Source organism: Mesorhizobium sp. M0062, from assembly GCF_040323125.1.
In the GTDB taxonomy this organism is placed as follows: Bacteria; Pseudomonadota; Alphaproteobacteria; order Rhizobiales; family Rhizobiaceae; genus Mesorhizobium.
Map to the genome: position 1 here is coordinate 40160 of NZ_JAMYUO010000019.1, position 26404 is coordinate 66563.

Sequence of the window (26404 nt, forward strand, 5' to 3'; positions counted from 1 at the left end):
CCAAGCATTTATATCCACAGTCATTCTCGCACCGAAATCGAAGCTATTCGGCTAAAATTCCGGTCACGGGCAACCCAGGCACTAACTATTTCGATTTAATTTTTAACCCGCATCCTAAAGAAATATCGAATCTTAGATGTTATTTTATATAAACTCCAAAAAAAGCTTTTGTGAACTCTCTCCAAACCGATAGAATTATCTGAAATACCTTGTTGCTTTTCTCCTAGTTCCTTTACCACTCTGAGAAAATATTCTTTAGTCTTTATTATCTCCTCTTCTTTTTCTGCGACTTTATCTCGACTTAGCGCAAGGGCGATTTCCAGCTGTTGCCGTTCATGCTCGACTACAGATTGAGCCGAAACACTTGCTGCTCGCTCTCTGAGATACTTCTCATTCTCGGCAATTAACACCTGAGCCTGTTCCTCTTTTGTAGAGAGCGCTTTTTCCAACGCCTTGGCAGCTTCGGTAGACTCAACCTCTAACCTCTTAGACTCAGATAAATTTTCTTGGAGCGTGACGAGCTCTTCCTGGACCTTAGCTCTTTCCGCAGCCCAACCTGACCTTTCATTACGAAACTCCTGCAATATAATCTCACAACTATCTATTATCCTTTTCAGTTCTTCGTCTTTTTTTTCCAATATCTCCCTAAGGCTTCTTTCTATAAACCTGAATTCGTCAGTTTTCCTTTTCAATTCTGGGAAAACGGCCTCACCGAAAAGAACGGTCTCCGCGTCGAATTCAACTCTGATACTATCGAGGACCGCCATCGCTTGGTTATCGGCTGGATCGGCTTCCAGCGCTCGAAGGGCTTTGTAGGCCTCTTTGACCCAAGGAAGGACCCGTTCGTCGGCAGAAAGCCGGTCATCGTTTATCGCGTGATGTCTGTGATCCGAGGACAGATAAGCATCAATCTCCGGCCCGGCGTCTTCGAACGGCCTTGACCAACCCGGTCGCACGGCGGTGACGACTTTCGTCAGCTCCGAGCGCCAATCGACCATCATGGCGTCATATGAGACGAAGACCCGCGACATACCCCGCGTTGCGCGCTCGGCTTCAAGTTGATGTCGTAGCCAAAGCAGCGAGCCTGTTGCGAAAGTCGAACCGTCGCGTTTGCCAAGAGACGCGATGACCTCCAGCGGATTGCGGTTTGCCAGCACGTAGTGCAGTTGAAAATTTTTCGCCTTTAGAACAGCGGCATAAAGCTGCGCAAAGCGGGAAATTCGTGGTTCCTTGAGAACGATCGCAGAAGCATTTTCGTACTCTTCGTCGACAATTCGGGAAATTTCCGCTTTGTAGAACCCGATGCGCGAAGCTCCCAGATCTCCTGGGTCGAAGCTGCGCCAGTCATCCCAGCGGCTGCCGGCCTCAGCCAGCATCTTCTCATTGAGATGATTGAGGCTCGTCGGCTCCCAATAGCCGCTGGCATTGCTGTCGTCCGGATCAATAACCTGGTGCGGAAGCGCCGCGCCCAAAAGGCTGATGACCCTGGTCAGCGCGCTCGTGCCCGAGCGGTGCATGCCCAGCACCATGATGCAGATACGCTTCGCTGGCTTGGCAGCCTTGGCGCGCTTCTTCGGCGCCGGTTGATCGATCCCCTTAGGGTCGGGCGTCGCGTCATGCAATTGCTCGGGTAACGGATGCTTGTTCATGCAGTCAATGCCTGTTTTGTCTTGCTCCCCGCCAGCCTGCGCACCACCTTTTCCGCCGACTCGTGCCACACCGGGGCCGTGCATTCAAACGCCGACGCGAACTTTTCGCTCGACAGCCGGGAACTGGCGGGCCGCTTTGCCCTAGTCGGATAGTCGCTGGTCGCGATGTCGCGCACCCGCGCGGTAGGCCCGCCGTGCCGCGCGCTTGTGTCGAGAACATGACGGGCAAAGCCGCTCCAGCTGGTCTCGCCGGTGCCGGCAAGATGATAAATGCCGTAGCCGTCAAAGTCGCCGCGCAACACCGCCGCCGCATGCAGGATCGCGTCGGCAATATCAAGTGCGGATGTCGGATTTCCCCATTGGTCGGCGACCACGGCGATCTCGTCGCGGTCGCCGGCCAGCCGCAGCATGGTTTTCACGAAATTCTTGCCGAACGGGCTGTAGACCCAGGCGGTGCGCAGGATCAGATGGCGCGGATTGACGGCGGCCACGGCCAGCTCGCCGGCAAGCTTGGAGGCGCCGTAGACGCCGAGCGGTGCGGTGGCGTCGGTCTCGACATAGGCGCCGTCCTTGGTGCCATCGAAGACGTAGTCGGTCGACAGATGGATTACGGGCACGCCGAGCTTCGCGGCCGCCTCGGCGACCTTGCCGGCGCCGACGGCGTTCACAGCGAAGGCAAGATCGGGCTCGTCCTCGGCCTGGTCGACCGCGGTGTAGGCGGCAGCCGACACCACGATATCCGGCCGCGCTGCCGCGAGTGCGTCGAATACCGTATCGGGCCGCGCCAGATCGAGCACTGGGCGGCCGAGGGTGACGACCTCGATGCCATCGCGCCTCTGCCCGGCCTCCAGCAGGCTGGCAGCGACCTGACCGTCGCGTCCGGTGACAACCAGCCTCACGCCGCGCCCTTCCTGCCTTCAACCTGGCCGCGCGACCGGACTTGCCCCAGCCGCTCGCCGGCGTAGCGCTGCTCGCGGATCGGTCCCCACCACCATTTGTTGTCGAGGAACCAGTCGACGGTCCTTGCAAGGCCGCTGTCGAAACTCTCCGCCGGCGCCCAACCGAGATCCCGGCCGATCTTGGAGGCATCGATTGCATAGCGGCGGTCGTGGCCGGGCCGATCGGTGACGAAGCTGATCAAATCGCGGTAGCTCCTGCCGCCGCTGCGCGGACGCCTGATGTCGAGCAGGCCGCAGATCGTCTCGACGACGCCAAGGTTGGTACGCTCGGAATTGCCGCCGACATTGTAACTTTCGCCCGGCTGGCCCTTGGTGGCGACCAGCTCCAGGGCGCGGGCATGATCCTCGACGAACAGCCAGTCGCGCACATTGGCGCCGGCGCCGTAGACCGGCAGCGCCTTTTCGTCGAGCGCGTTGAGGATGACCAGCGGGATCAGCTTTTCGGGAAAGTGATACGGACCGTAATTGTTCGAACAGTTGGAGAGCACGACCGGCAGGCCGTACGTCTCGTGCCAGGCCCGCACCAGATGGTCGGATGCGGCCTTGGAGGCGGAATAGGGCGAGGATGGCGCGTAAGGCGTCTCCTCCACGAACATGCCGCCATCGAAGGGCAGATCGCCGAACACCTCGTCGGTCGAGACATGGTGGAAGCGGAAGCGCGCCTTCCTGTCCTCGTCAAGGCCGCGCCAATATTCGAGCGCCGAATTCAGCACCCGGTAGGTGCCGACGATGTTGGTCTCGATGAAGGCGCCGGGTCCGTCGATCGAGCGGTCGACATGGCTTTCGGCGGCGAGGTTCATGACGACGTCGATCTCGTCGCGGTGGAGGATGTCGAGAACCGCCCGCTCGTCACAGATGTCGACCTGCGCAAATTTGTAGTTGTGTGCATTCTCGATGGTGCGCAGCGAGGCCAGATTGCCGGCATAGGTGAGCTTGTCGAGATTGGTCACATGGTAGGCCGGATTGGCGCACAAATGCCGGCACACGGCCGAGCCGATGAAGCCGGCACCGCCTGTCACCAGAAAATTCATGGCGCTCTCCTCACATCGTCGCGCGTCATGCGAACACCTCGGCCTCAGCAAGCGCCGACGCCTTGAGGTCCTTGGCCGAGAGCTCGAAGGCGCCGGCCGGCGACGGCCAATCGATGCCGATATCAGGATCGTCGAAACGGATCGATCGATCATGCGCCGGCGAATAGGTGTCGGTGACCTTATACAGAACCTCGGTGTCCGGCACGAGCGTGACGAAACCGTGCGCGAAACCCTTCGGCACCAGGATCTGGTTGCCTCTCTCGGCCGATATTTCGAGCGCGACCCATTTTCCGAAGGTTTTCGAGCTGCGGCGGATGTCGACCGCCACGTCGAGAATCTTGCCTCGGATCACACGCAGCAACTTGTCCTGCGCGCGTGGAGGCAGTTGATAGTGAAGCCCCCGCACGACACCTGCGGCAGCCGAATAGGAATGATTGTCCTGGACGAAACGCAGATCGATGCCGGTCTCGGCAAAGGCCTCGGCATTCCAGGTTTCGATGAAATAACCGCGCGCATCGCCGTGCCGCTTCGGCACGATTTCCAGCACGCCGTCCAAACCGAGCTGCCTGACTTCCAGCACTCTATGTCTCCGTCAGCTCGGCGACACGCCGGCGCAGATAGGCGGCGTATTCGTTCTTGCCCAGGCGCGTGGCGCGCTCAAGCACCTTGTCGGCGGTCAGCCAGCCCTGCTCGAAAGCGATTTCTTCAGGACAGGCGACCTTGATCCCCTGGCGGTGCTCGATCGTGCGCACGAAGGAAGAGGCTTCATGCAGGCTGTCATGCGTGCCGGTGTCGAGCCAGGCATAGCCGCGGCCGAGCTGATGCACGTGCAATTTCCCGCGCTCGAGATAGACGTTGTTGACCGCCGTGATCTCGAGTTCGCCACGCGCCGAGGGCTTGATCGTCGACGCGATGTCGACGACCTCATTGTCGTAGAAATAGAGGCCGGTGACCGCCCAGTTGGACTTCGGCTCCCGCGGCTTCTCCTCGATCGTCAAAGCCGTGCCGCTGAGCTTGTCGAACGACACCACGCCGTAGCGCTGCGGGTCCTCGACATGGTAGGCGAACACCGACGCGCCGCTTTGGCGCTGCGCAGCAGTGCGGCAGAGCTGCGACAGGCCCTCGCCGAAATAGATGTTGTCGCCGAGAATCATCGACACATTATCCTTGCCGATGAAGTCGCGGCCGATGATGAAGGCCTCGGCAAGCCCGTTGGGCTGCGCCTGCTCGGCATAGGAGAATTCGACCCCAAATTCCGAACCGTCGCCCAGCAACTCCCGAAACACCGGCAAGTCGCGAGGTGTCGAAATGATCAAAATCTGGCGGATACCGGCGAGCATCAAGACGCTCAGCGGATAAAAAATCATCGGCTTGTCGTATATCGGCAGAATCTGCTTAGAGATCGCTAATGTAAGGGGATACAGACGCGTCCCGCTGCCTCCTGCAAGGATTATTCCCTTCAACAAGCTCTCCTTGAATTACCGGCCCCCGCCTCGAAATCAAGTTGCCCGTGCTTAGGTTTCGCGCAATGGCTTGTCAATTCAATCTCGGCCGTGGATCGGCGCCAGAATTGCTCTGGATCTGCCGCCTCGCGGCAATTTGACCGACCAGCACAGGCTGACGATGCAAATGGGCGTGGCGATTTGGCAACCGGCTTGCACCGTCGGCTGGCGGACGCGTGACAACAAAAAGCCGGCGGGCCCTGGGCCCGCCGGCTCATTCATTTGTCCGGTTTCAGGGCTGCTTGGGCAGCAGCGACCATACCGCCGGCACCAGGCTGGCGGCGAGCGCAACCTTGATCAGGTCGCCGAGGACGAACGGCAAAACGCCGAACTGCCACGCCTTTTCCGCGCCGATGAGGGTGGCCAGCCAGGCAAAGCCCATGGCCATCATGACGATTTCGGCGACCAGCATGGCGTTGAACAACTTGATCGGGTGGCGGTCCCAGCCGCGGTCGGCGGCCCAGCCGACAATGGCCGCCATGACGACGAAGCCGGCGAGATAACCGCCGGTGCCGCCGATCATGTAGGCGATGCCGATGCCCTTTTCAGGCGTGCTTTGGAAGACCGGGAAGCCCATGGCGCCTTCGGCCATGTAGAGAAGCAGGGTAGCGACGCCAAGCCGCAGGCCAAATGCAGTGGCGATCAGCAGGACGGCCAGCGTCTGCAGCGAGATGTCGACCGGCCCGAGCACGACTTTCGTCTTGGCCGACAGGGTCAAAAGCAGCGTTCCGGCGATCGCCAGCAAAAGCTGGGTTGCCAGGCGCTGCGCGCCCTCCTGGGGCAAAGCGAGAGAAACAAGCGGGCGCATCGTCGTTGCAAGTGCCATGGTCTTCCCCAATCCGGATTGCCGCAGATCGCGGCCTTGCGTTTTTCTATATTGGCTTCCGTGTTATGCGGCAATCAGTTTTGCCGTCTTCCTGAACAGAGATTCAACGACACCGCCATGGCGCTCAAATTCGACACCAGCTTCGATCCGGCATATGGCGAGGGCGTCACCGTTGCGCCGGACGTCTTGCGCGTCACCGCCAAAAACCCCAGCCCGTTCACCTTTCACGGCACCAACAGCTACATCGTCGGGCGCGATACGCTGGCGGTGATCGATCCCGGCCCCGATGACGAGGCGCATTTCCAGACGCTGCTCAAGGTGATCGCAAACCGGCCGGTCAGCCATATCTTCGTCAGCCACACGCATCGCGACCATTCTCCGCTGGCCGCCCGGCTGAAAGCGCACACCGGCGCTATTGTACTGGCCGAAGGCCCGCACCGCCCGGCAAGGCCGCTGCGGATCGGCGAGATCAACCCGCTCGACGCCAGCGCCGACACGGTTTTCGTCCCGGAGATCGCGTTGCCCGACAATGCGCTGGTCGAGGGCGATGACTGGACGATCCGGACGGTGCTGACGCCGGGCCACACCGCCAATCACGCGGCATTTGCGCTCGAAGGCACCGGCATCCTGTTTTCAGCCGACCATGTGATGGCGTGGGCGACATCGATCGTGGCGCCGCCGGACGGAGCGATGGCCGACTACATGGCCTCGCTCGACAGGCTGATCGCGCGCGGCGATCGCCTGCTGCTGCCCGGCCATGGCGGCCCGGTGACCGCGCCGCGCAGCTTCATGCGCGGCCTCAAGACCCATCGCAAGATGCGCGAACGGGCGATCCTCGAACGGATCCGCGACAGCGACCGGACGATCCCGGACATGGTCAAGGCTATCTACCGGGACACCGACCCGCGCCTGCATGGCGCCGCCGGCCTGTCGGTGCTTGCCCATCTCGAGGACCTGGTGGCGCGCGGCCTGGTTGCTACCCAGGGTGACCCGGCCATCGACGGCGTTTTTGTGCCGGTGGGGTAGAACTACTCAGCCGGCGCGGCACCCACCTGCCCTGCAACCTCCTGGTCGAGTTCGGCGAGGAACCCGACGATGCGCGCCGCATTGTCGCCGAGGTCGTAGCGGCCGTAGCGGGAGGCTGAGCGCATGTCGACGACGATGGTGTCGCCATCATTGCTGACCCGGATGGCGACGTCGGCGGGCAGGCCTACGACGAAGCTCCGGGCAACGGCCGATATCGTCACCTCGTCTTGACCGTCCGTCACCGGATATGGCGCAGTAAGTTGCCAATCGCGGCGGTCGAGCACGGTTTCAACGGCGTCGACGACGGTTTCGAACGGCAGATTGTAGCTGTGCCCGGTGACCAGCGGATAGGCGTCGGCCTGCAGGCGCACTTCGCCAGGCGTTGGCGGCGCGAGCACGTTCATGTCCTTGGTGCGGTCGCTGGTCTCGAGCACCGGCGGATTGTCGAGGTCCGTCGAAATGTCCCTCAGGGGCGGCGTGGTCGCCGCCAAATAGGTGGCAAAGCCGTAGGGCGTCAGCACCAGCAGCGCCAGCAGGGCGCCGACCGAGAGGTCGCGGCCGCCACGGTCACCGAAATGCCACAGCCGGGACAAAGCGAGGCCGGCAAACAGCAAAGCGAACGCGGCAAGCAAGGCGACGATCGCCAGCACCCACAGGAAGGCCGGCGTTTCGACCAGTTCGAAATGATGGCCGGCCAGCACGGTGAGCAGCAGGACCAGGGCAAAAGCGCCCGTGCGCCGCGACCAGCCGGCCGCCTTCGATGTCTGCCGCTCGTCAATTTCCATTGTCTTCAGCACCGCCCCAACCCGCACAGACGCTTAGAGCAAAGGATGCTCAAATTGAACATCCCCTGCCCTAACGTTTTTGCGGCCGGTAGCTTGAAGGTCAAGGAAACGCACGGTCCCGGTCAATCCGTCGGCAGGCGGTAGTCGCTGAACTGCTTGCGCAAGGTGATCTTCTGGATCTTGCCGGTGGCGGTGTGCGGGATTTCACTGACGAAAGCGACGTCGTCGGGTATCCACCATTTCGGCACCTTGCCGTCCATGAACGCCAGTATATCGGCCTTGCTCGGCTCCTTGCCGGGCTTGGCGACCACGACCAGCAAGGGCCGCTCGCCCCATTTCGAATGATGGACGCCGATCGCCGCGGCCTCGGCGACATCGGGATGGCCGACGGCGAGGTTCTCCAGGTCGATGGTCGATATCCACTCGCCGCCCGACTTGATGACGTCCTTGGCGCGATCGGTGATCTGCATGTAGCCGCCGGAATCGATATGGGCGACATCGCCAGTGTCGAACCAGCCGTCCTTGTCGAACTGCTCGGCTCCGACGCCGCCATAATAGGCGCTGGCGACGGCTGGACCGCGCACCTTCAGCCGGCCGAAGGTCTTGCCGTCCCAAGGCAGTTCCTTGTCGTCGTCATCCGTCACCTTCATCTCGACCCCGAAGGGCGGGTAGCCCTGCTTGCCCTGGATATCGAGCCGGTCCTCGCCCTCGAGCGCTTGATACTGCGGCTTCATGGTGCACAGCGTGCCGAGCGGTGACATTTCGGTCATGCCCCAGGCATGGATGACTTCGACACCGTAATTGTCCTGGAATTTCCTGATGATGGCGCGCGGGCAGGACGAGCCGCCGATGACGACTTTGCTGAGATAGGGAAGCTTCTTGCCGGTGTCTTCCAGATGCTGCAGCAGCATCATCCAGACGGTCGGCACGGCGGCGCTGAAGGTCACCTTCTCGGTGTCGAGCAGCTCGTAGATCGAGGCGCCGTCCATCTTGCAACCGGGCATGACCAGCTTGGCGCCGATCATCGGCGCGCTCTGGCCAAGGCCCCAGGCATTGGCATGAAACATCGGCACGACGGGGAGGATCGTGTCCCGCGCGGAGAGGCCCATGGCGTCGGGCATGGCAGCAATCATGGCATGCAGCACATTCGAGCGGTGGCTGTAGAGCACACCTTTGGGATCGCCCGTCGTGCCGGAGGTGTAGCACATGCCGGCTGCGGTGTTTTCGCCGAAAACCTTCCAGGCGAAGTCGCCATCGGCCTCGTTCAACCAGTCCTCATAGGCAACCACATTCGACAGCGTCGTTTCAGGCAGATGCGCCTTGTCGGTCAGGACGATCACCTTTTTCAGCGATTTGACCGCGCCGGCGATCTTTTCCAGCAGCGGCATGAAGGTCAGGTCGACGAAGATCCCTCTATCCTGCGCATTGTTCATGATCCAGACGATCTGCTCGGGGAACAAACGCGGGTTGAGCGTATGGTAGATGGCGCCGATGCCCATGATGCCGTACCAGGCCTCTATGTGGCGCGCCGTGTTCCAGGCCAGGGTCGCGATGCGGTCGCCGAGCACAAAGCCATCGCGCTCCAACCGTTGAGCGACCTTGAGCGCGCGGCGATGAACTTCAGCATAGGTGGTGCGAACGACAGGACCTTCGATCGAGCGCGAGACGATCTCGCGCGTCCCGTGCTGCCGCTCGGCATTGTCGATCAGCTTGTGGCAGAGCAGCGGCCATTCCTGCATCAGTCCGAGCATCTGGTTCCTCCCATTGCTTCCTCGTTTTTCCCGTCTTTTGTTCCATTGTGGGACGAACGGACGGATTGTCCAGCCATGACGTCTCCAACCGTTAACGGCTGAAGCAAGCAGTGATCGAAAGGCGGGGAAAACCGCCACAATCCGGCCATCGTCGACGTTAAGGTTCGTTAACGGGGTAGGGGTGCGGATTAGCGACTGAAAGAGGTTCGCATGGACACGCAGCTCGACGGCAAGCAGATCGACGGCAAGCAGATCGATTACAGGCAGATCGACGACAGGCAGCTGGATGACAGCGAGGCCCAAGACGTGCAGTTGGACGATATTCAACTCGACGACAAAGAGCTTGAAGACACGCTTGCCGCAAGTCTGGCCGATCTCGTGCCGGAGGCCAAAAAGGTCTCCGAAGACGAATTTGTCGAGGTGGTCGGCGGCGCCCTTGAAGCGGTCGGCGGCACGCTGCTGTTCAAAATGTGCGTCCAGAACGAAGGCGAAGGCCAGCATGTCGCCGCCGCATCGATCGGCGATGGCGGCAATCGCCAGTTCCTGCTGCTCACCTTGCCGACAGGCGGCGGCCCACTGAAGGTCGAGACGACGTCAAGAAGCACCAACCCGGTAGCCGGTATTGCCGCGGCCTATGCCGGCCTCATGGACGTGTTCAAGACCGCAGCCTGAGCATTCCACGCGGGATCGTTTTTAGTGATCGGAAGGCCAGCTCTGGGCTACTGGCGAAGGCTTGCGCAACGGGTTCTCCAGACACATTTTAGAGACATGGGAAGCATCCCGCACGCTCTCAATCGGACTGTGCTCCCAATCGAACAAGGAGAACCCCGCATGGACCAGATCGCCAACCCCGCCCCCGGCTTTCAGAGCAATCCCGGCAAGGTCATCACCGTCGAACCCTATCGCGGTACCGTGGTCGTGCGTGCCGGCGATACGGTGATCGCCTCATCGACGCGGGCGAAGCTTCTGTCCGAACCGCCCTACCGCCAGGCATTCTACATCCCCTTCGAAGACATCGACTTCACCCAGCTCGGCAAAACCACCCTGTCGACCCACTGCCCCTACAAGGGCGACGCCAGCTACTGGAGCGTGCTGCCGGCCAGCGAGACCGGCAAGGACGCAATGTGGGGCTATGAGCAGCCGTTCGACGAAATGGCTGAGATTCGCGACCACGGCGCCTTCTATCCCGACAGGGTGACGATCGAAGCAGCACCGGCCTGAGCAAGCGACTCAAGCCGCCGTTGCTCGCTTCGTCATCCCAGGGTCTTCGCGACGGAGCTTCGCTCCTGTTTCATCATGGGATGACGAAGCTCAGAGGCCTCGGCTAATCTCAAACGTCGGCGACGTCAGTCCAAAGGCGGTGAAACTGCCTGCCGCCGCCTGATCCTAATCAGTCGTCCCGTCGTTGCCGACACCGTCGGCGTCATCCAGCCGCACGAACATCAGCCCCTTGGCCTTCAGCGCGAGCAGACCTTGCACGACGCCCTCGCCGGCGGCGTGGGTCGGCTGGTTGATGTGGGCGATGATGACATCGCCATCCTTGGCGGCGGCGATGCGCCGGGCGGTTTCTTTTGCGCCGAGCAACGAGCCGCCATCGCCGTTGATCGAAAAGCCGGCGACCTTGAAGCCAAGCTTGCGGATCATGGCGATAGCCGACGGGCTGTATTCGGCGGTCGCGCCGCGAAACCATTTCGGCGCCGGCTCGCCGGTGCCAGCGAGAGCGGCAGCGCCCGATTCGACTTCGGCCTGCACCGCTTCCGGGCTGCCGGCGCTGCGGATGCCATAGATCTTGCGCGGCGTGTCGACGGCCGGGATGTGATGGCCGCCATGGTTTTCCAGTTCGAACAGGTCCGGATGCGCGCGCATGATCTCGACGGCGGCGGCGTTGCGCTTCAGCCAGATACCGGTGACGAAGATCGTCGCCGGAATCCGGTTCTCCACCAGCGCCGACAGGATCCTCGTATCGGTCTGGCCGCCGCAGGCGTCGAGCGTAAGCGCGACGCGGCCGACACTGCTACCGTCCTCAGCCTTCAGATGCAGCGCCGGCTCGACAAGCGGCGCGGCCTGGGCCGAGGACACGGCCACGATAGATAGCGCCAAGGCGCAAAACAGCTTTTGCAAGGGATGCCTGTCTTGTCTGAGAATCGGCGCTGTCATAGCCGCATCCCAGGACCCGCAACAAGGCGGAAATCGGGATAGTGGCCGTGAGAAAGCTGATATCCCGACAATGTGACCGCCGCGCACCGTCAGACGGCGTGTTCCAGTTCCACATGCGTGCGTGACAGGACTTCGCGCACGGCCGCGACGACCGGTTCGACCTCGAGGCGCCAGACGCAGCAGGCCTTGCTGGGATCGAGCGGATTGCACAGGCTGCCCGCCACGCAATTGCACGGCATGGATGGCTGCAAGGCGAGGCTGGGCACGCCGACCGGTCCCCAGACGGCCGGGCTGGTCAGGCCGAAAAGGCCGACAACCGGCGTTCCGGCCGCTGCTGCCATGTGCATGGGGCCGCTCTCATTGCCGACAAACAGCCGCGCCTGCTGCAACACCGCCAGCAGCGTTTCCAGCGACAGCGCGCCGACGAGGTTGACGATCGACGCGGCACTGGCGAGGATCTGCTCGGCCGGCTTGCGCTCGTCAGGGCCGCCGACGAGTACGAAATCCAGTCCGGTTTCGCGCGAAATCGTGTCGATCACGGCGGCAAAGCGTTCATGCTGCCAGCGCCGGCCGTGAAAACTTGCGCCGGCATGCACCGCGATAAAGCCGTTTGGCCGCAAATGGTGTTTGTCCAGCAATGCCTGGGCCCTCGCCGTCTCCATCGGCAATGGCCGAATCGACGGCACCCGCACGCGCAGGCCGACGCCGAGCGGCTCGAGCGGCGAAAGGTAGCGGTAGAGATAGTGACGTTCGCCAAAACCGAACGGCTCGGCAAAGACATTGGCGGGCTGGCGCTCATGCCAGCGCAGCGGCCTTTCCGGAGGATTGTAGCCGATGCGGGTGCTGGCGTTGAGGAACCTGACGATGAGCCGCGATGTCTTTGAATCGGTGAGGTCGATGGTCAGGTCGAAACGGAATTGGCGCAGCTTGCTGATCATAGAATAGAGCTCGCGCCCACGCTCCAGCGGGGTGCCGCGCATGGCGGCGCGGCGGAAGCTGACGACCTCGGCGGCGATGCCGTGCGCGGTGACGAAACTGGCGAGGCGCGCCTCGCAGAGAAAGACGATCCTGACACCGGGATATTCGAGCTGCAGGTTCTTGGCGAGCGTGGAGGACAGAACAATATCGCCGATGAACTTGGTCTGGATAATCAGGATCGAGCGGAAGGGTCTGGGCGAAATCTGTAACATCTTTTTCTCGGCACCGGGCGGGTTGGGGGGCCGTGAAATTGGGAAGAAACGATGTCGGGATTGCGTGTTGGGGCGCGCACATCAGCGTGAATTTGCTTACAAAATCGTAAGCTTAGCGCCAAACGGCCACCCACGGGTGGCCGTTTCATCGATACCGAAAGGACTGTGTCGAAATCAGGATGCCGCGGCGCTCTTTTTGGGGCGCGGCACTGCTGTTTTGGCAATCTGCACCGCGGCTTGGGCTGCGGCCAATCTCGCGATCGGCACGCGGTAGGGAGAGCACGAGACATAGTCGAGGCCGACCTCTTCGCAGAAGCGGATCGAGGCCGGATCGCCGCCATGTTCACCGCATATGCCGAGCTTGATGTCGGGCCGTGTCGCCCTGCCCTTTTGCGCAGCCATGCGCACCAGTTCGCCGACGCCCTCGATGTCGAGCGAGACGAACGGGTCCTGCTCGATGATGCCTTTCTGCCGATAGGTCTCGAGGAAGGACGCCGCATCGTCGCGCGAGATGCCGAAAGTGGTCTGGGTGAGGTCGTTGGTGCCGAAGGAGAAGAACTCGGCCGTAGCAGCGATGACGTGGGCGCGGATCGCCGCGCGCGGAAGCTCGATCATCGTGCCGGTGAGATAGTCGATCTTGACGCCGGTCTCGTCCATGACAGCCTTGGCGACCGCATCGATGCGCGCCTTGACGTAGTCGAGCTCCTTCACCAGGCCGACCAGCGGCACCATGATCTCGGGAACGACCAGCGCGCCGGCTTTCTTGCCGGCCTCGACGGCTGCCTCGAAAATGGCGCGCGCCTGCATCTCGGCAATCTCGGGATAGGAGACGGCGAGGCGGCAGCCGCGATGGCCGAGCATCGGGTTGAACTCGTGCAGGGCTTCGGTGCGCTGCCTGAGCTTGTCGGGCGAGACGTTCATGGCGGCGGCGACCTCCGCCACCTCCGCTTCCGTCTTGGGCAGGAATTCGTGCAGCGGCGGATCGAGCAGCCGGATCGTCACCGGCAGGCCGGCCATAATCTCGAACAGTTCGAGGAAATCCGAGCGCTGCATCGGCAACAGCTTGGCAAGTGCGGTGCGGCGGTCCTTCTCGGTATCGGCCAGGATCATCTCGCGCATAGCGACGATACGCTCGCCGTCGAAGAACATGTGCTCGGTGCGGCAGAGGCCGATGCCTTCGGCGCCGAAGGAGCGCGCCATGCGCGCATCGAGCGGCGTCTCGGCATTGGTGCGCACCTTCATGCGGCGCACCGCATCGGCCCATTCCATGATGGCGGCGAAATCGCCCGACAGTTCCGGCTGCAGCATCGACACGGCGCCCTTCAGCACCTGGCCGTTGCTGCCATCGATGGTGATGATGTCGCCCTTGCGGAAGGTCTGGCCCATCGACATCAGCGTGCCGGCCTTGTAGTCGACACGCAGCGAGCCGGCGCCCGAAACGCAAGGCTTGCCCATGCCGCGCGCGACCACGGCGGCGTGGCTGGTCATGCCGCCGCGCGTGGTCAGGATGCCTTCCGAAGCATGCATGCCGTGAATGTCTTCGGGGCTGGTTTCGATGCGCACCAGGATTGCCTTGCGACCTTGCGTCTTCAGATCCTCGGCATCGCCCGAGGAGAAAACAATCTCGCCGGTCGCCGCGCCCGGAGAAGCCGGCAGGCCGACGCCGATGACATCGCGCGCGGCCTTGGGGTCGATGGTCGGATGCAACAGCTGATCGAGCGAGGCCGGATCGATGCGGGCGACCGCCTCCTCCGTCGTGATCAGCTTGTCGCGCGCCATTTCGACGGCGATCTTCAGCGCCGCCTTGGCGGTGCGTTTGCCGGAACGCGTCTGCAGCATCCACAATTTGCCGCGCTCGATGGTGAATTCGAGGTCCTGCATATCGCGGTAGTGCTGTTCCAGGCGGTCGGAGATGTCGACGAAGGAGCGAAACGCGTCCGGCATCAGTTTCTGCAGCGACGGCTTGTCGGAGCCAGCGGCGATGCGCGCCGCCTCGGTGATGTTCTGCGGCGTGCGGATGCCGGCCACGACATCCTCGCCCTGCGCGTTCACCAGGAACTCGCCGTAGAGCATCTTTTCGCCGGTCGAGGGGTTGCGCGTGAAGGCGACGCCGGTGGCTGACGTCTCGCCCATATTGCCGAACACCATGGCCTGGACATTGACCGCCGTGCCCCAGCTTTCCGGGATGTCGTGCAGGCGCCGGTAGGTGATGGCGCGGTTGTTCATCCAGCTGGAAAACACCGCGCCGATCGCCCCCCACAGCTGCTCGTGCGGGTCCTGTGGAAACGGCCTGTCGAGCTCCTCCTCGACCTTGGCCTTGTAAAGGGCAATGACGCTCTGCCATTCCTGCGCTGTCAGTTCGGTGTCGAGCTCGTGGCCGAGGCTGGCCTTCTGGTCCTCGAGGATTTCCTCGAACACTTCGTGGTCGAGACCCATGACGACATCGGAATACATCTGGATGAAGCGGCGGTAGCTGTCATAGGCAAAGCGGGCATCGCCGGAATCGGCTGCCAACGCCTCGACCGTCTCGTCATTGAGGCCGAGATTGAGCACGGTGTCCATCATGCCCGGCATCGAGGCCCTGGCCCCGGAGCGGACCGAGACCAGAAGCAGCTTCGACGGATCGCCGAAACGGCGCCCCGTCAGCTGCCCGATATGGTCCAGCGCCTTGACGACATCGGCCTGCAACGCGGCCGGATAGCTGTTGCTATTGGCGTAATAGGCGTTGCAGACTTCGGTGGTGAGGGTGAAGCCCGGCGGCACGGGCAGGCCAAGACTGCACATCTCGGCCAGATTGGCGCCTTTGCCGCCGAGAAGGTTGCGGTCGCCCGCACGTCCCTCCGCGGCGCCATCGCCGAAGGTGTAGACCCATTTGGTCATGCTCGCCCTCCAAGTCCTCGGAAGATAGAACACCGGGGCCAAGACCCGGTTCCCCCCGCGTTCCGACCCGAGCGTTATTATGCTGCAGTGCGAAAGGCAAGGTGTGGCAGCGAAGCCTGGCGACTACAATCGATTAAGCAAAAGCTGCGTCGAAAAGACTTGCCGGATCGCTGCCCAGGATATAGAACATATAGGGAACAAGTTGGGAGCAGCGTGATGAAACTCAACGGAAAACTCGACTATCTCGAACTGCCCGCGACCGGCGCGACGCTGGACAGCGTCAAGGCTTTCTACAGCGCCGCCTTCTCGTGGTCGTTCACCGATTACGGGCCGACCTATTCAGCCTTCGGCGAAGGGCTCGATGGCGGCTTCCAGGCCGATGCAGGCGAGGCTCCGGCGAAACCATTGCCGGTGCTCTATTCGCAGGATCTGGAAGCAACCCTCGACGTTGTCGAAAGCGCCGGCGGCACGATCGTCAAGCCGATATTCTCGTTCCCGGGCGGCAGGCGGTTCCATTTCACCGATCCCGCCGGCAACGAGTTGGCGGTCTGGGGCGAATAGCGCTTCCCCGCGCGAAGCGGTGGATCAGTTTTGCATAGTGGCCAACTCGGCATTGAGCTTTCGTGCCGCTCGTCTTATAAGGCCGCGCGCAACGGGCAAAGCTCGCTTGCTGGGGCGTCGCCAAGTGGTAAGGCATCGGTTTTTGGTACCGACATTCCCAGGTTCGAATCCTGGCGCCCCAGCCAAATCGGATGCCTTTGGAATCAATGATTTACCGACCTTATCGATGGCTCCCGTCAGGAGCTATCTGACTCCCACGCGACCCCGACTCCGTTGACAGAGCCGGGGCCGTGCGGAGAGGATCAGTAATCGTTGTCGTCCTGGATGACGACGGGATGATGCCGATGATGTCGATAATAGCGATGATGGCTGCGCTCGATCGAGCCGGTCACGATGACCGTATCCCGGCGATGATGTCTGCGGCCGTGGTCGTAGAAGGCAACCGTGCCGTGTCTGCGGTGATGAAGGCGTTGACCCTGGTCATTGATGACCTTTACGCTCCTGTGATGATGTCGATGGTGGGTCGTGATGACCACGTCAGCTTCGGCTGCCGGAGCTATCGTCGGCATGGCAATGAACAGCGCCAAGGCGCTCACGATCATTGTTTTCATTGTAATATCTCCACCTGCTAATTATCCCTTCGCGGGGATAACCGCGTCCCATCCCTTTGGTTCCGAGTAGCGTCGTCGGTCCACGGGCGCGATCAGTGACGGCTGCTCCCGTGCAACACGGCGTATCGAAAGAAGAAGTTGCGACAGCAGCTCCTGTTGGCAACTTCTGGTAAAGGCGCTCTTTCAAGCCGACCACCAGGGTTACGCCACTCGACAAAGGAGCGCTGCACAGGACCCTTCTATGTCGTCGCGTTCGATCTCCTGATCTGTGACGGGAAACACCCGTCTTGCGAGGAAGACCGTCGGCACAATTTGTGAGATTTACGAGACCAATCAGGCCATCTTAGATCGCCTAAGTCGGGCCGTCTCAGATCCCGTAAGAAAGTGCAAGGTAAACCACCGGCGCCAAGATCAGCAGAACCGCGATTCCGATAACCACTGCGATTGCCAGGCGCTCTGTTCGCCTGACAAGCTCAGCGACCTTGTCGTCGTCAGCCGATGGTATGAGGTCAAGAACGGAAGAAACCTCCGCAGGACTGTCGTTGTCGTTTGCGGGTCGGGTTGCGCCGTCACGCACAGATCTCTGGACAAAGGTCACTGTTAGCCTCGCTATTGAAACGCACGCCGTTGGCGGTGTCACGACAATCGGGTGCCCGCTAACCTCTCAGGAATGGCGGGCACCCGATTGACCACCGATGAAGGGACTCATGCTCGGCAGCCCGGTTCCAATGTATCGGGAGGGCATAGGTTGCCCGCCTTCAGGCCTATGGCTCCGACGTCAGGACTTCAGTCATACCCTGTTCGGACCTTGGTCTGGCAATCGACGAAGCGATGGCCGCCATTTTGTTTCGATGCAGAAAATGCGGGAACATTAGTAGGCTCTTACGAGTTCACTCCCAGCAACTAGTTCGGGAGAGATACGGTGAACAACATAATCTGGCTCATCGGAGCAGTCGTTATCGTGATTGCGATACTGAGCTTCCTGGGCTTCCGATAAACGTGGCAGCTGAATTGCGGTCGGAGCCTATTGCCATCTGCGCCTTGTAGGCATCGCTTTCGCGTTGGCCGGGCGCTTTGCATGTGGGCTTTGGCGTTCGCTCTCAGGTGGCGCTTAAATTCCTTCTCTTCGAACCTTACAGAATGCGCGTCGCAAGCAGGTCGCAAGGGCGACGGTCCTATTGCAACAGTCGGATCGACGCCATCGCCGACGAAATCAACAAAGCATGCTGCGTCAGCTCGCCTCGCGCATCGCCTCGGCGGCCTGCAGATCGACCGAGACCAGTTGGCTGACGCCCTGCTCGGCCATGGTCACGCCGAACAGGCGGTTCATGCGCGCCATCGTGATCGGGTTGTGGGTGATGATGACGAAGCGCGTCTCGGTGGTCGCGGCCATTTCGTCCATAAGGTTGCAGAAGCGTTCGACATTGTGATCGTCGAGCGGCGCGTCGACTTCGTCGAGCACGCAGATCGGCGCCGGATTGGTCAGGAACACGGCAAAGATCAGCGACATCGCCGTCAGTGCCTGCTCGCCGCCGGACAGCAGCGTCATGGTCTGCGGCTTCTTGCCGGGCGGACGTGCCAGGATTTCGAGCCCGGCTTCGAGCGGGTCGTCGGATTCGATCAGCTGCAGTTCGGCCGTGCCGCCACCGAACAGATGCGAGAACAGCCGCTGGAAATGGCCGTTGACCACCTCGAAAGCGGCAAGCAGCCGTTCGCGGCCTTCGCGGTTCAGGCTCTGGATCGCTTGCCTGAGCTTGCGGATCGCCTCGATGATGTCCTCGCGCTCGGAGACGATGGTCTCCAGCCGGTCCGACAATTCCTTCTGCTCTTCCTCGGCGCGCAGATTGACGGCGCCGAGCCGCTCGCGCTCAACCTTCAGCCGGTCGAGCTGGCGCTCGATCTCGGCCATTTCCGGCATCGGGCTGTCGGCTTCCAGGCCAGTATGGCGAATGACCAGATGCGGCGGCGTGTTCAGCGTTTCCTGGATGCGCGCCTCGACCTCGAGCCGGCGCTCATCGGCGGCGGTCAATCGCTCTTCGGCGCGGACGCGGGTTTCGCGGGAATCGGCCAGCGACTGGATGGCCGCGGTGGCGGCCTTGTCCAGCTCGGCCTGCTTGTTCTCGGCCTCCTGCAAACGGTCGGCGGCCGCCTTGCGCAAGGTCGCGGCCTCGGTCAGCTGCGACAGCAGCGCGCGCCGCCTGGCGTCGATCTCGTCGGGGGCGTCGGCCAGCGTTTCGCGCTCGGCCTCGGCCTCGGCCCTGCGCTCGCCCAGCGAGGCAATCTGCGTCGAGGCGTTTTCGGCCCGCTGCAACCAGTTGCTGCGCTCGGCGCCGATGGCGTCGAGCCGGCGCGTGCGCGCCTCGGCTTCGCGGCGCAGGCCTTCATGGACGGCGCGCGCGTCGGCCAAGGTTGCGCGATCGCGGCTGACATTGGCGGCGGATTGTTCAAGCTGCAATTGCAGGTCGCCGAGATCGGGGGCGTCCTGCAGCAGCATTTCGGCCTCGGCGAAGGCGGCGGCCGTTTCTTCATGGCTGTCGACGATTCGCGCGCGCGCCTCGTCCAGGGCGGCGCGGCGGCTTGCCAGCTCGCCACCGGCCTTTTCGGCCTCGGCCAGCGCGCTGCGGGCGGCGTCCAGGCCGTGCTGGGCATCGCGCCCGGCCTGGCGGGCGTTGCGTTCGGCCTCGCTCGCCTCACGCAGCGCCTGTTCGGCCTGGGCAAGGGCAGCCTCTGCCTCACGCATCATCTGCGTCGCCTGCACCGCCTCGGCATCGAGCTCGGCCAGCCGGTTCTTCTGCGCCAGCCTCTGCGCGGCCGCGGTCGGTGCATCGGCGCTGGCGGTCAAGCCATCCCAACGCCACAGCGCGCCGTCACGGCTGACCAGCCGCTGGCCGGGGGCAAGCAGCGTCTGCAGGCGTTTGCCGTCCGCCGCATCGACGATGCCGATCTGCGCCAACCGGCGGGCAAGCTGCGAAGGCGCGCGCACCACGCTGGCGAGGCTCTTGAGGCCTTCCGGCAAAGCCGCATCGCCTGGTTCAACCTGGCTTTCGCCCCAATGCACCGGCGCGCTGCGGTCGAGCGGCACGTCGAGATCCTCGCCAAGCGCAGCACCGAGGGCCGTCTCATAGCCGCGTTCGACGCTGAGTTGCTCCAGTACCGACGGGAAAAGATCGCCGCTGGCGGCATTGAGGATCTTGGCCAGCGTGCGGGCTTCGGTCTCGATGCCGGCGAGTTCGGCCCTGGCATCCTGCAGCGGCGGACGGGCGGCACTCTCGGTGGCGCGCGCCTCGGCGACCGCCTGTTCGGCAGCAATGGCGCCGGCCTCGGCTTCCTCCAACCGGGCGAGCGCGTCCTCGACCAAAGCGCGCTTCTCGGCGGGATCGGGCAGGCCGGCGACTTTCGAGACGATCTCCGATAGCTCGCGGTCGACATCGGCCAGCTGGCGGGCAAAGCGATCGCGGCGTTCGGCGGTGTCGCGCAGCGTGCGCTCGATCTGGTTGCGCGAGGCGGCGGCCTCTGCTCGTTCGGCGGTCAGCGCCGCGAGCTTTGCTTCGCTTGTTATAAGCGTTGCGCCGGCCTGCTCGAAAGCGGCCCGCGTCGTGGCTTCGCGCTCGGCGGCGCCGGCATTGTCTGAGTTGAGCGTGGCTTCTTCCTCGCGCAGGCGCTCAAGAATATCCGCATTGTCGCGGACCATGCGCTCCTCGCGGGCGATGTCGCCGTCGAGCTGCTGCAGCCGGCGCTCGAGTTCGGCCTGGCGGGCGCGGATGCGGCCTGCCTCCTCCTCGATCTGCGCCTTGGCGATCGACAGGCGCTGGAAGGCGGCAGCCGCGGCGGCCTCGGCATCGCGCAGATCGGGCAGCCGGTGGGCGCCGATGCCTTGCTCCCGGGCGGCAGCCATCTGGGCGGCGGCGCGGTCGCCGACCAGAGCTGTGGCAACCGCCAGCGCCGACCGCGCATCGCCCTCCTGGGTCTTGGCCAGCGTCCAGCGCAGATGCAAGAGCGTGGCTTCCGCCTTGCGGATATCGGCCGACAGGTTCTTGAAGCGCGATGCCTGGCGCGCCTGGCGCTTAAGGCTTTCGATCTGGCTCTCCAGTTCGCCGACGACATCGTCCAGCCGTTCCAGATTTTGTTCGGCCGCCTTCAGCCGAAGCTCGGCCTCGTGACGGCGCGTGTGCAGGCCGGAAATGCCGGCGGCTTCTTCGAGCAGCGCGCGGCGCGCCTGCGGCTTGGCTTGGATCAGTTCGCCGATGCGGCCCTGTCCGACCATGGATGGCGAGCGCGCGCCGGTCGACTGGTCGGCGAACAGAAGCTGCACGTCCTTGGCGCGGGCTTCCTTGCCGTTGATGCGGTAGAGCGAGCCGGCTTCGCGCTCGATTCGGCGCGACACTTGCAATTCATCGGCGTCGTTGAAGGCGGCGGGCGCGGTCCGGTCGCTATTGTCGAGGAACAGCGTGACTTCGGCGGTGTTGCGGGCCGGGCGCGTTCCCGAGCCGGAAAAGATCACGTCGTCCATGCCGGATGCGCGCATGTTCTTGTATGAGCTTTCGCCCATCACCCAGCGCATCGCCTCGACAAGGTTCGACTTGCCGCAGCCATTCGGCCCGACAATGCCGGTCAGGCCGCGTTCGATGACGAACTCGCCGGGTTCGACGAAGGACTTGAAGCCGAGGAGGCGAAGGCGCGAAAACTTCATTCGCGCCTGCCTGGAAGGCACAAAGGTGCGCTGACGCCGAAGCGCAGTCGCTCCGGCGCCGCCTGGACGTCAGAGCAGAGGGTCGATGATGGCCGATATTTCCTCAATCGACATCGCACCTTTGTAGGTTTTCCCGTTGATGAAGAAGGTCGGTGTCGAGTCGACCTTGAATTCATCGGCGCCGCGCTTCTGGACCGATCTCACATCGTCCAGAAGTTTCTGGTCCGTCAAGCAGGCCTCGAAGGACTCCTGTGTAAAACCGGCGAGCTTGGAGATCTGCAGCAGCGCATCCTTGGTATTGTTGACGCCGACCCAGTTGGCCTGCTGCTTGAACAGCACGTCGACCATCGGGAAATAATTGTCCTTCGAACAGCGCGCCAGCATGAAACCGGCCTCGGCGCTCGGATCGAACGGGAATTCGCGCAGGATGTAACGCGCCTTGCCGGTGTCGATGTATTTGGTCTTCAACTCAGGGAAGGTGGTCGCGGCGAAATGCGCACAATGCGGGCAGGTCATCGAGGCATATTCGACGATGGTGACCTTGGCGTCATCCTTGCCGAGCTGCTTGTCGGGCAAAGCGCCGGGCTTCAGCAGTTCGGCCATGTCGACATTGCCGGAAGACTCCGGGACCTTGACGGCGGCCGGAGTGGCAGGCGTCGAAGCAGGCACCGCGGGAGCCGCAGGCTTCACATCCGCTGCTTTGGCATCCTCGCCTGAATCGCTGCATGCGGCGAGCATAGCCACTGCCGGAATGACGGCCAGCGAAGACAGGAGGTTTCTGCGGGACAAGCTACGGTTCATGCGAATCACCTGACTGTGGTTTGATTTTGCAACGCAAAGGCTAGAAAAGGCGAGAGTTGGCGGGAATTAAGGCATCGCCGTCCCCATTCCAATCGCCAAACTCTACATGCAGGATCACGAATGCGCGAGATAGATGACGCGTTCATGACCGACTGATTACCGGTTGATTACCTTGGCCGCTTCCTTTGGCCAAGAATTGTGGCGCCAAGACGCTCCAGCGAGGCGCGCAAGCCTTCATCCTCGATCTTGCCGACGGTATCGGACAATTTGGCCTTTTCGACGGAAGTCAGTGCTCTCGGCGTCGGTTTCGGCCGGGCTTTGTCCCTCAGCACCGGCTTTTGCACGATCCGGATCCTGCCGATCGCGTTGAAGCCGAGAAAGGCATTGACGCGGTTGATGATCTCGCCGGTCTCGTGCTGTAGGTGCAGCGCGGCCATGCCCTCGCAGGCGATGACCAGCACCGCCGGCTCGAACGGATCGTCCTCATGCATGCGGCGCGGCCACTGGATTTTTTCGGGGCGCGAATGGCCGGCGAGCCTGGGGCCGGCGATCTCTTCCCATGACTGCACCAGCCCGATCGAAATGCCGGCCCGCTTGCGCAGCACGGGGTCGAGGATCGCGGTCGCGAGATCGCTCACCGGAACGGGATTGCCGTAAGGCGTTCTCCCTGCCATGTACGTTCTCCAGCCACGCTCCTCACCAGCCTAGAGCCAGCCCGCGATCAATGGCACTGCACGAACAGACCCGCAAGGCCGCATCCGAACCAACTCTATCAGGAGAGATCGCCGCGCGTCTGCTTGCCTGGTATGACGCGCACCATCGCGAACTGCCGTGGCGGATCACGCCGCGCGCGGCGGCCGGCGGTGCACGGCCGGACCCCTATCGCATCTGGCTGTCGGAAGTGATGCTGCAGCAGACCACGGTCGAAGCGGTAAAATCCTATTTTCGCGCCTTTGTCGAGAAATGGCCTGATGTGAAGGCGCTGGCGGCTGCGCCGGCCGAGGATGTGATGAAGGCCTGGGCCGGGCTCGGCTATTATTCACGGGCGCGCAACCTCAAGGCCTGCGCCGATCTGGTTGCGAGCCAGGGCGGCCGTTTTCCCGACAACGAAACGGGATTGAGGGAATTGCCGGGGATCGGCGCCTATACGGCGGCGGCGATCGCGGCGATCGCCTTCAACCGTCCGGCGGCGGTCGTCGACGGCAATGTCGAACGTGTCATCTCGCGGCTCTATTCGATCGCAACGCCGCTCAGCGAGGCAAAGCCTGAAATCCGCGCGCTCGTCGAAAGACTGGTTCCGCAGACAAGGCCGGGCGACTTCGCCCAGGCAATGATGGACCTCGGCGCCACGATCTGCACGCCAAGACGGCCGCGCTGCATGCTGTGCCCGGTGCGCGAGGATTGCAGCGCCATCCTGTCCGGCGACCCCGAGCGCTTTCCGGTCCGCCTGCCCAAGGTCGACAAACCACTCAGGCGGGGTGCCGCCTTCGTCGCCGAGCGCGGCGACGGCGCCATCCTGTTGCGCAAGCGGCCTGACAAGGGCCTGCTCGGCGGCATGACCGAGGTGCCGACCACAGGTTGGACAGCACGGATCGACGGTGCAACCACTTCGGAGGCAGCGCCCTTCCCTGCCGACTGGCGGCGCGCTGGAGAGATCGCGCATGTCTTCACCCATTTCGCGCTCGAGCTCGAAGTTTTTCACGCTCAAGTGAAAAGTGATGCGCCGGAAGGGCATTTCTGGTCGCTGGCCCATGACATTTCCGGAGAAGCGCTGCCGACGGTCATGAAAAAGGTCATCGAAGCAGCGATACCGGGCGCAACCAAAAAGCACCGCCCCATTGACTAGCATTCGCTTTGAAAGGCCCGAAATGACTGAAATCCGCCATATCGTGTTCGACATCGGTCGCGTCTTGCTCCACTACGATCCGAACATTCCGTTCAGCCGCCTCATTCCCGATGCCGAAGAGCGCAAGTGGTTCTTCGACAATGTCTGCACGCATGACTGGAACATCGAGCAGGACCGTGGCCGGACGTGGGAAGAGGCGGAAGCGCTGCTGATCGCGGATTACCCGGATCATGCTGAAAACATCCGCAATTTCCGACGCTATTGGAACGACATGGTGCCGCATGCCTATGAGGACAGCGTCGCCATCATGCTCGGCCTGATCGAGAGCGGCCGCGACGTGACCATGCTAACGAACTTCGCCGCCGACACGCTTGCCGAGGCAAGACTGCGCTTCGATTTCCTTAGCCGCCCGCGCGGCGTGACCGTGTCGGCCGATATCCGTGAGATCAAGCCCGACCGCGCCATCTACGACCATCACGTCGCCGCGTTCGGTCTCGAACCGTCAGCCACGCTGTTCATCGACGACAGCCCCAGAAATGTCGATGGCGCCAGGGTGGCCGGCTGGAATGCTGTGCTGTTCACAGATGCAAAAACGCTCAAGGCGGACCTTGAGCGGTATGGCATCGCGACCTGAGCTACGCAGAGGGGTCGAAGGTAGCGCTTTATGGCGCCCCCCTCTGCCCTGCCGGGCATCTCCCCCACGAGGGGGGAGATTGGCAGCCTCGCCGACGGCTCTTTCTTACAACGTTGAAGGTTGGCGAAAACAATGAAGCGCGCGATCTCCCCCCTCGTGGGGGAGATGGCCGGCAGGCCAGAGGGGGGCGCCGTAGGGCGCCGACCTTTATGTGGTAGCGTCAGGCCCCTGCCCGTTCCATGCCGAGCCTGGCGATGCGGCGTAGTTCGTCGATCGGGGTCAGGCCGCCCGAGCGCTCATAGTGCCAGAAGGTCCAGCCATTGCAGGCGTCCAGGCCCTGCACTTCGGCGCCGATCTTGTGGATCGAGCCGGCGCTGTCACCGATGGCAACCGTGCCGTCGGCGCGTACCTTGGCCGACCAGCGCTTCTTGGCATCGTAAAGCGTGGCGCCGGGCTGCATAAGCCCTGTATCGATGAGGCTGACAAAGGCGACGCGCGGCTCGGCGCGCTTGCCGGTGAGCACGGCGAGATCGGCGCTTTCCAGCGGCCGCACGGCGTCGATGCGCTCATTGGCGGCGTCGATATAGGCCTGTTCGCGCTCGATGCCGACGAAGTGACGGCCAAGCCGCTTGGCCACGGCGCCGGTGGTGCCGGAGCCGAAAAACGGGTCGAGCACGATGTCGCCCGGCTTGGTCGAGGCCATCATGATGCGGGCGAGCAGCGCTTCCGGCTTCTGCGTCGGATGCAGCTTGTCGCCATTGTCGTTCTTCAGCCGCTCGCCGCCAGTGCAGATCGGGAACAGCCAGTCGGAGCGCATCTGGATGTCGTCGTTCGATGCCTTCATGGCTTCGTAATTGAAGGTATAGCCCTTGCCCTTCTGGTCGCGCGAGGCCCAGATCATGGTCTCATGCGCGTTCTGGAAGCGGCGACCGCGGAAATTCGGCATTGGGTTGGTCTTGCGCCAGACGACATCGTTGAGAATCCAGAAGCCGAGATCCTGCATCTTGGCGCCGACGCGGAAGATGTTGTGATAGGAGCCGATGACCCAGATGGTGCCATTGGGCTTCAGCACGCGGCGCGCCGCCAGGAGCCAGGCGCGGGTGAAGGCGTCATAGGCCTCGAAGCTCTCGAACTGGTCCCAGTCGTCGTCGACGGCGTCGACCTTGGACTGGTCGGGCCGGTGCAAATCGCCGTCGAGCTGCAGATTGTAAGGCGGATCGGCGAAGATGACGTCAATGGATTTTTCCGGCAGCCGGTCGAGCGCGGCGACGCAATCGCCCTTGAGGATCGTGTCCAGCCACTCGGATTGCTGGGGGGCGTGGGAGAGGTCGGCGAGAAGACGCACGGCAGACATTTTTACACCCAAGGCACGCGTTACTGTTTACTCCCCGTTATGGTTACCGATCAGCGTAAATATTCGGTGAAGGACGCAACAGGCCAGGCAGCCCTGAGGTCGTCAGTTTGCGCAGCCCGGCCCGTTGGTGTATGTCGCGCCGCTTGAGCCT

22 protein-coding genes and 1 tRNA gene are annotated in these 26404 nt (G+C 62.6%); 7 read left to right on the top strand and 16 right to left on the bottom strand.

Annotated features, from left to right (window positions below):
* Positions 1–95: 95 nt before the first annotated feature.
* From NKJ64_RS21080 to NKJ64_RS21105, 6 genes are all read right to left on the bottom strand, one after another.
* Complete coding sequence (locus tag NKJ64_RS21080) at positions 96–1649, bottom strand: sulfotransferase family protein (RefSeq protein WP_050590960.1); 1554 nt, start codon at positions 1647–1649, stop codon at positions 96–98.
* Positions 1646–2548 (bottom strand): dTDP-4-dehydrorhamnose reductase, encoded by a 903-nt coding sequence (gene rfbD, locus NKJ64_RS21085; RefSeq protein ID WP_023754843.1) that lies wholly within the window; start codon positions 2546–2548, stop codon positions 1646–1648. Before rfbD ends, NKJ64_RS21080 begins: the two co-directional genes overlap by 4 nt.
* The gene (rfbB, locus tag NKJ64_RS21090; protein ID WP_023754844.1) at positions 2545–3639 is read right to left on the bottom strand and encodes a dTDP-glucose 4,6-dehydratase; all 1095 of its coding nucleotides are present in this window, start codon (positions 3637–3639) and stop codon (positions 2545–2547) included. Before rfbB ends, rfbD begins: the two co-directional genes overlap by 4 nt.
* Before the next feature lie 25 nt (positions 3640–3664).
* A complete protein-coding gene (gene rfbC / locus NKJ64_RS21095) occupies positions 3665–4219 on the bottom strand; it encodes a dTDP-4-dehydrorhamnose 3,5-epimerase (RefSeq protein WP_023754845.1) in 555 nt (184 codons plus the stop codon).
* Position 4220: 1 nt separating this feature from the next.
* Positions 4221–5102 (bottom strand): glucose-1-phosphate thymidylyltransferase RfbA, encoded by an 882-nt coding sequence (rfbA, locus tag NKJ64_RS21100; protein WP_023687178.1) that lies wholly within the window; start codon positions 5100–5102, stop codon positions 4221–4223.
* A gap of 271 nt (positions 5103–5373) precedes the next feature.
* The gene (locus tag NKJ64_RS21105) at positions 5374–5967 is read right to left on the bottom strand and encodes a biotin transporter BioY (RefSeq protein WP_023703207.1); all 594 of its coding nucleotides are present in this window, start codon (positions 5965–5967) and stop codon (positions 5374–5376) included.
* Positions 5968–6084: 117 nt separating this feature from the next.
* Between NKJ64_RS21105 and NKJ64_RS21110 the strand changes: the two genes are divergently transcribed.
* Positions 6085–6993, top strand: a complete 909-nt coding sequence (locus NKJ64_RS21110; RefSeq protein WP_023692735.1) for an MBL fold metallo-hydrolase — start codon at positions 6085–6087, stop codon at positions 6991–6993.
* Between the two features lie 2 nt (positions 6994–6995).
* On the opposite strand, the gene NKJ64_RS21115 is transcribed toward NKJ64_RS21110, so the two are convergent.
* Positions 6996–7778: a DUF1499 domain-containing protein gene (locus NKJ64_RS21115; RefSeq protein WP_023703206.1), complete on the bottom strand. Its 783-nt coding sequence runs from the start codon at positions 7776–7778 to the stop codon at positions 6996–6998.
* 122 nt (positions 7779–7900) lie between these two features.
* Positions 7901–9529, bottom strand: coding sequence for a fatty-acid--CoA ligase (locus NKJ64_RS21120; protein WP_023703205.1), 1629 nt, complete (start codon positions 9527–9529; stop codon positions 7901–7903).
* A gap of 312 nt (positions 9530–9841) precedes the next feature.
* Between NKJ64_RS21120 and NKJ64_RS21125 the strand changes: the two genes are divergently transcribed.
* Together NKJ64_RS21125 and NKJ64_RS21130 are read left to right on the top strand one after the other, a co-directional pair.
* Positions 9842–10201, top strand: coding sequence for a hypothetical protein (locus NKJ64_RS21125; RefSeq protein ID WP_023670697.1), 360 nt, complete (start codon positions 9842–9844; stop codon positions 10199–10201).
* A gap of 159 nt (positions 10202–10360) precedes the next feature.
* The gene (locus tag NKJ64_RS21130) at positions 10361–10750 is read left to right on the top strand and encodes a DUF427 domain-containing protein (protein ID WP_023670696.1); all 390 of its coding nucleotides are present in this window, start codon (positions 10361–10363) and stop codon (positions 10748–10750) included.
* Positions 10751–10915: 165 nt separating this feature from the next.
* On the opposite strand, the gene NKJ64_RS21135 is transcribed toward NKJ64_RS21130, so the two are convergent.
* The 3 genes from NKJ64_RS21135 to ppdK all read right to left on the bottom strand — a co-directional run bounded on the left by NKJ64_RS21135 (position 10916) and on the right by ppdK (position 15756).
* Positions 10916–11686 carry a polysaccharide deacetylase family protein gene (locus NKJ64_RS21135; RefSeq protein WP_050485822.1) on the bottom strand — a complete coding sequence of 257 codons (771 nt, stop codon included), beginning with the start codon at positions 11684–11686 and terminating at the stop codon, positions 10916–10918.
* Between the two features lie 89 nt (positions 11687–11775).
* Positions 11776–12876: a glycosyltransferase family 9 protein gene (locus NKJ64_RS21140; RefSeq protein ID WP_023670694.1), complete on the bottom strand. Its 1101-nt coding sequence runs from the start codon at positions 12874–12876 to the stop codon at positions 11776–11778.
* Positions 12877–13050: 174 nt separating this feature from the next.
* Positions 13051–15756 (bottom strand): pyruvate, phosphate dikinase, encoded by a 2706-nt coding sequence (gene ppdK / locus NKJ64_RS21145; RefSeq protein WP_352463257.1) that lies wholly within the window; start codon positions 15754–15756, stop codon positions 13051–13053.
* A 216-nt stretch (positions 15757–15972) separates the two neighbouring features.
* Here ppdK and NKJ64_RS21150 point away from each other — a divergent pair, with 216 nt between their 5' ends.
* A complete protein-coding gene (locus NKJ64_RS21150) occupies positions 15973–16317 on the top strand; it encodes a VOC family protein (protein ID WP_023687172.1) in 345 nt (114 codons plus the stop codon).
* 110 nt (positions 16318–16427) lie between these two features.
* Positions 16428–16502 (top strand) — tRNA-Gln (locus tag NKJ64_RS21155).
* Positions 16503–16619: 117 nt separating this feature from the next.
* On the opposite strand, the gene NKJ64_RS21160 is transcribed toward NKJ64_RS21155, so the two are convergent.
* The 4 genes from NKJ64_RS21160 to NKJ64_RS21175 form a co-directional block, all read right to left on the bottom strand.
* Positions 16620–16928 (bottom strand): hypothetical protein, encoded by a 309-nt coding sequence (locus NKJ64_RS21160; RefSeq protein WP_023670691.1) that lies wholly within the window; start codon positions 16926–16928, stop codon positions 16620–16622.
* A 1231-nt stretch (positions 16929–18159) separates the two neighbouring features.
* Positions 18160–21618, bottom strand: a complete 3459-nt coding sequence (smc, locus tag NKJ64_RS21165; RefSeq protein WP_352463258.1) for a chromosome segregation protein SMC — start codon at positions 21616–21618, stop codon at positions 18160–18162.
* Between the two features lie 69 nt (positions 21619–21687).
* Positions 21688–22419: a DsbA family protein gene (locus tag NKJ64_RS21170; protein ID WP_023687169.1), complete on the bottom strand. Its 732-nt coding sequence runs from the start codon at positions 22417–22419 to the stop codon at positions 21688–21690.
* 167 nt (positions 22420–22586) lie between these two features.
* Positions 22587–23093, bottom strand: coding sequence for a DUF721 domain-containing protein (locus tag NKJ64_RS21175; RefSeq protein WP_023687168.1), 507 nt, complete (start codon positions 23091–23093; stop codon positions 22587–22589).
* Positions 23094–23143: 50 nt separating this feature from the next.
* On the opposite strand from NKJ64_RS21175, the gene mutY reads away from it, so the two are divergent.
* Together mutY and NKJ64_RS21185 are read left to right on the top strand one after the other, a co-directional pair.
* Positions 23144–24265: an A/G-specific adenine glycosylase gene (mutY, locus tag NKJ64_RS21180; protein ID WP_352463259.1), complete on the top strand. Its 1122-nt coding sequence runs from the start codon at positions 23144–23146 to the stop codon at positions 24263–24265.
* Between the two features lie 22 nt (positions 24266–24287).
* Complete coding sequence (locus NKJ64_RS21185) at positions 24288–24899, top strand: HAD family hydrolase (RefSeq protein ID WP_027050048.1); 612 nt, start codon at positions 24288–24290, stop codon at positions 24897–24899.
* Positions 24900–25119: 220 nt separating this feature from the next.
* On the opposite strand, the gene NKJ64_RS21190 is transcribed toward NKJ64_RS21185, so the two are convergent.
* Entirely contained in the window at positions 25120–26253 is a 1134-nt protein-coding gene (locus tag NKJ64_RS21190) for a site-specific DNA-methyltransferase (protein WP_023687165.1), read from the bottom strand.
* Between the last annotated feature and the right edge of the window lie 151 nt (positions 26254–26404).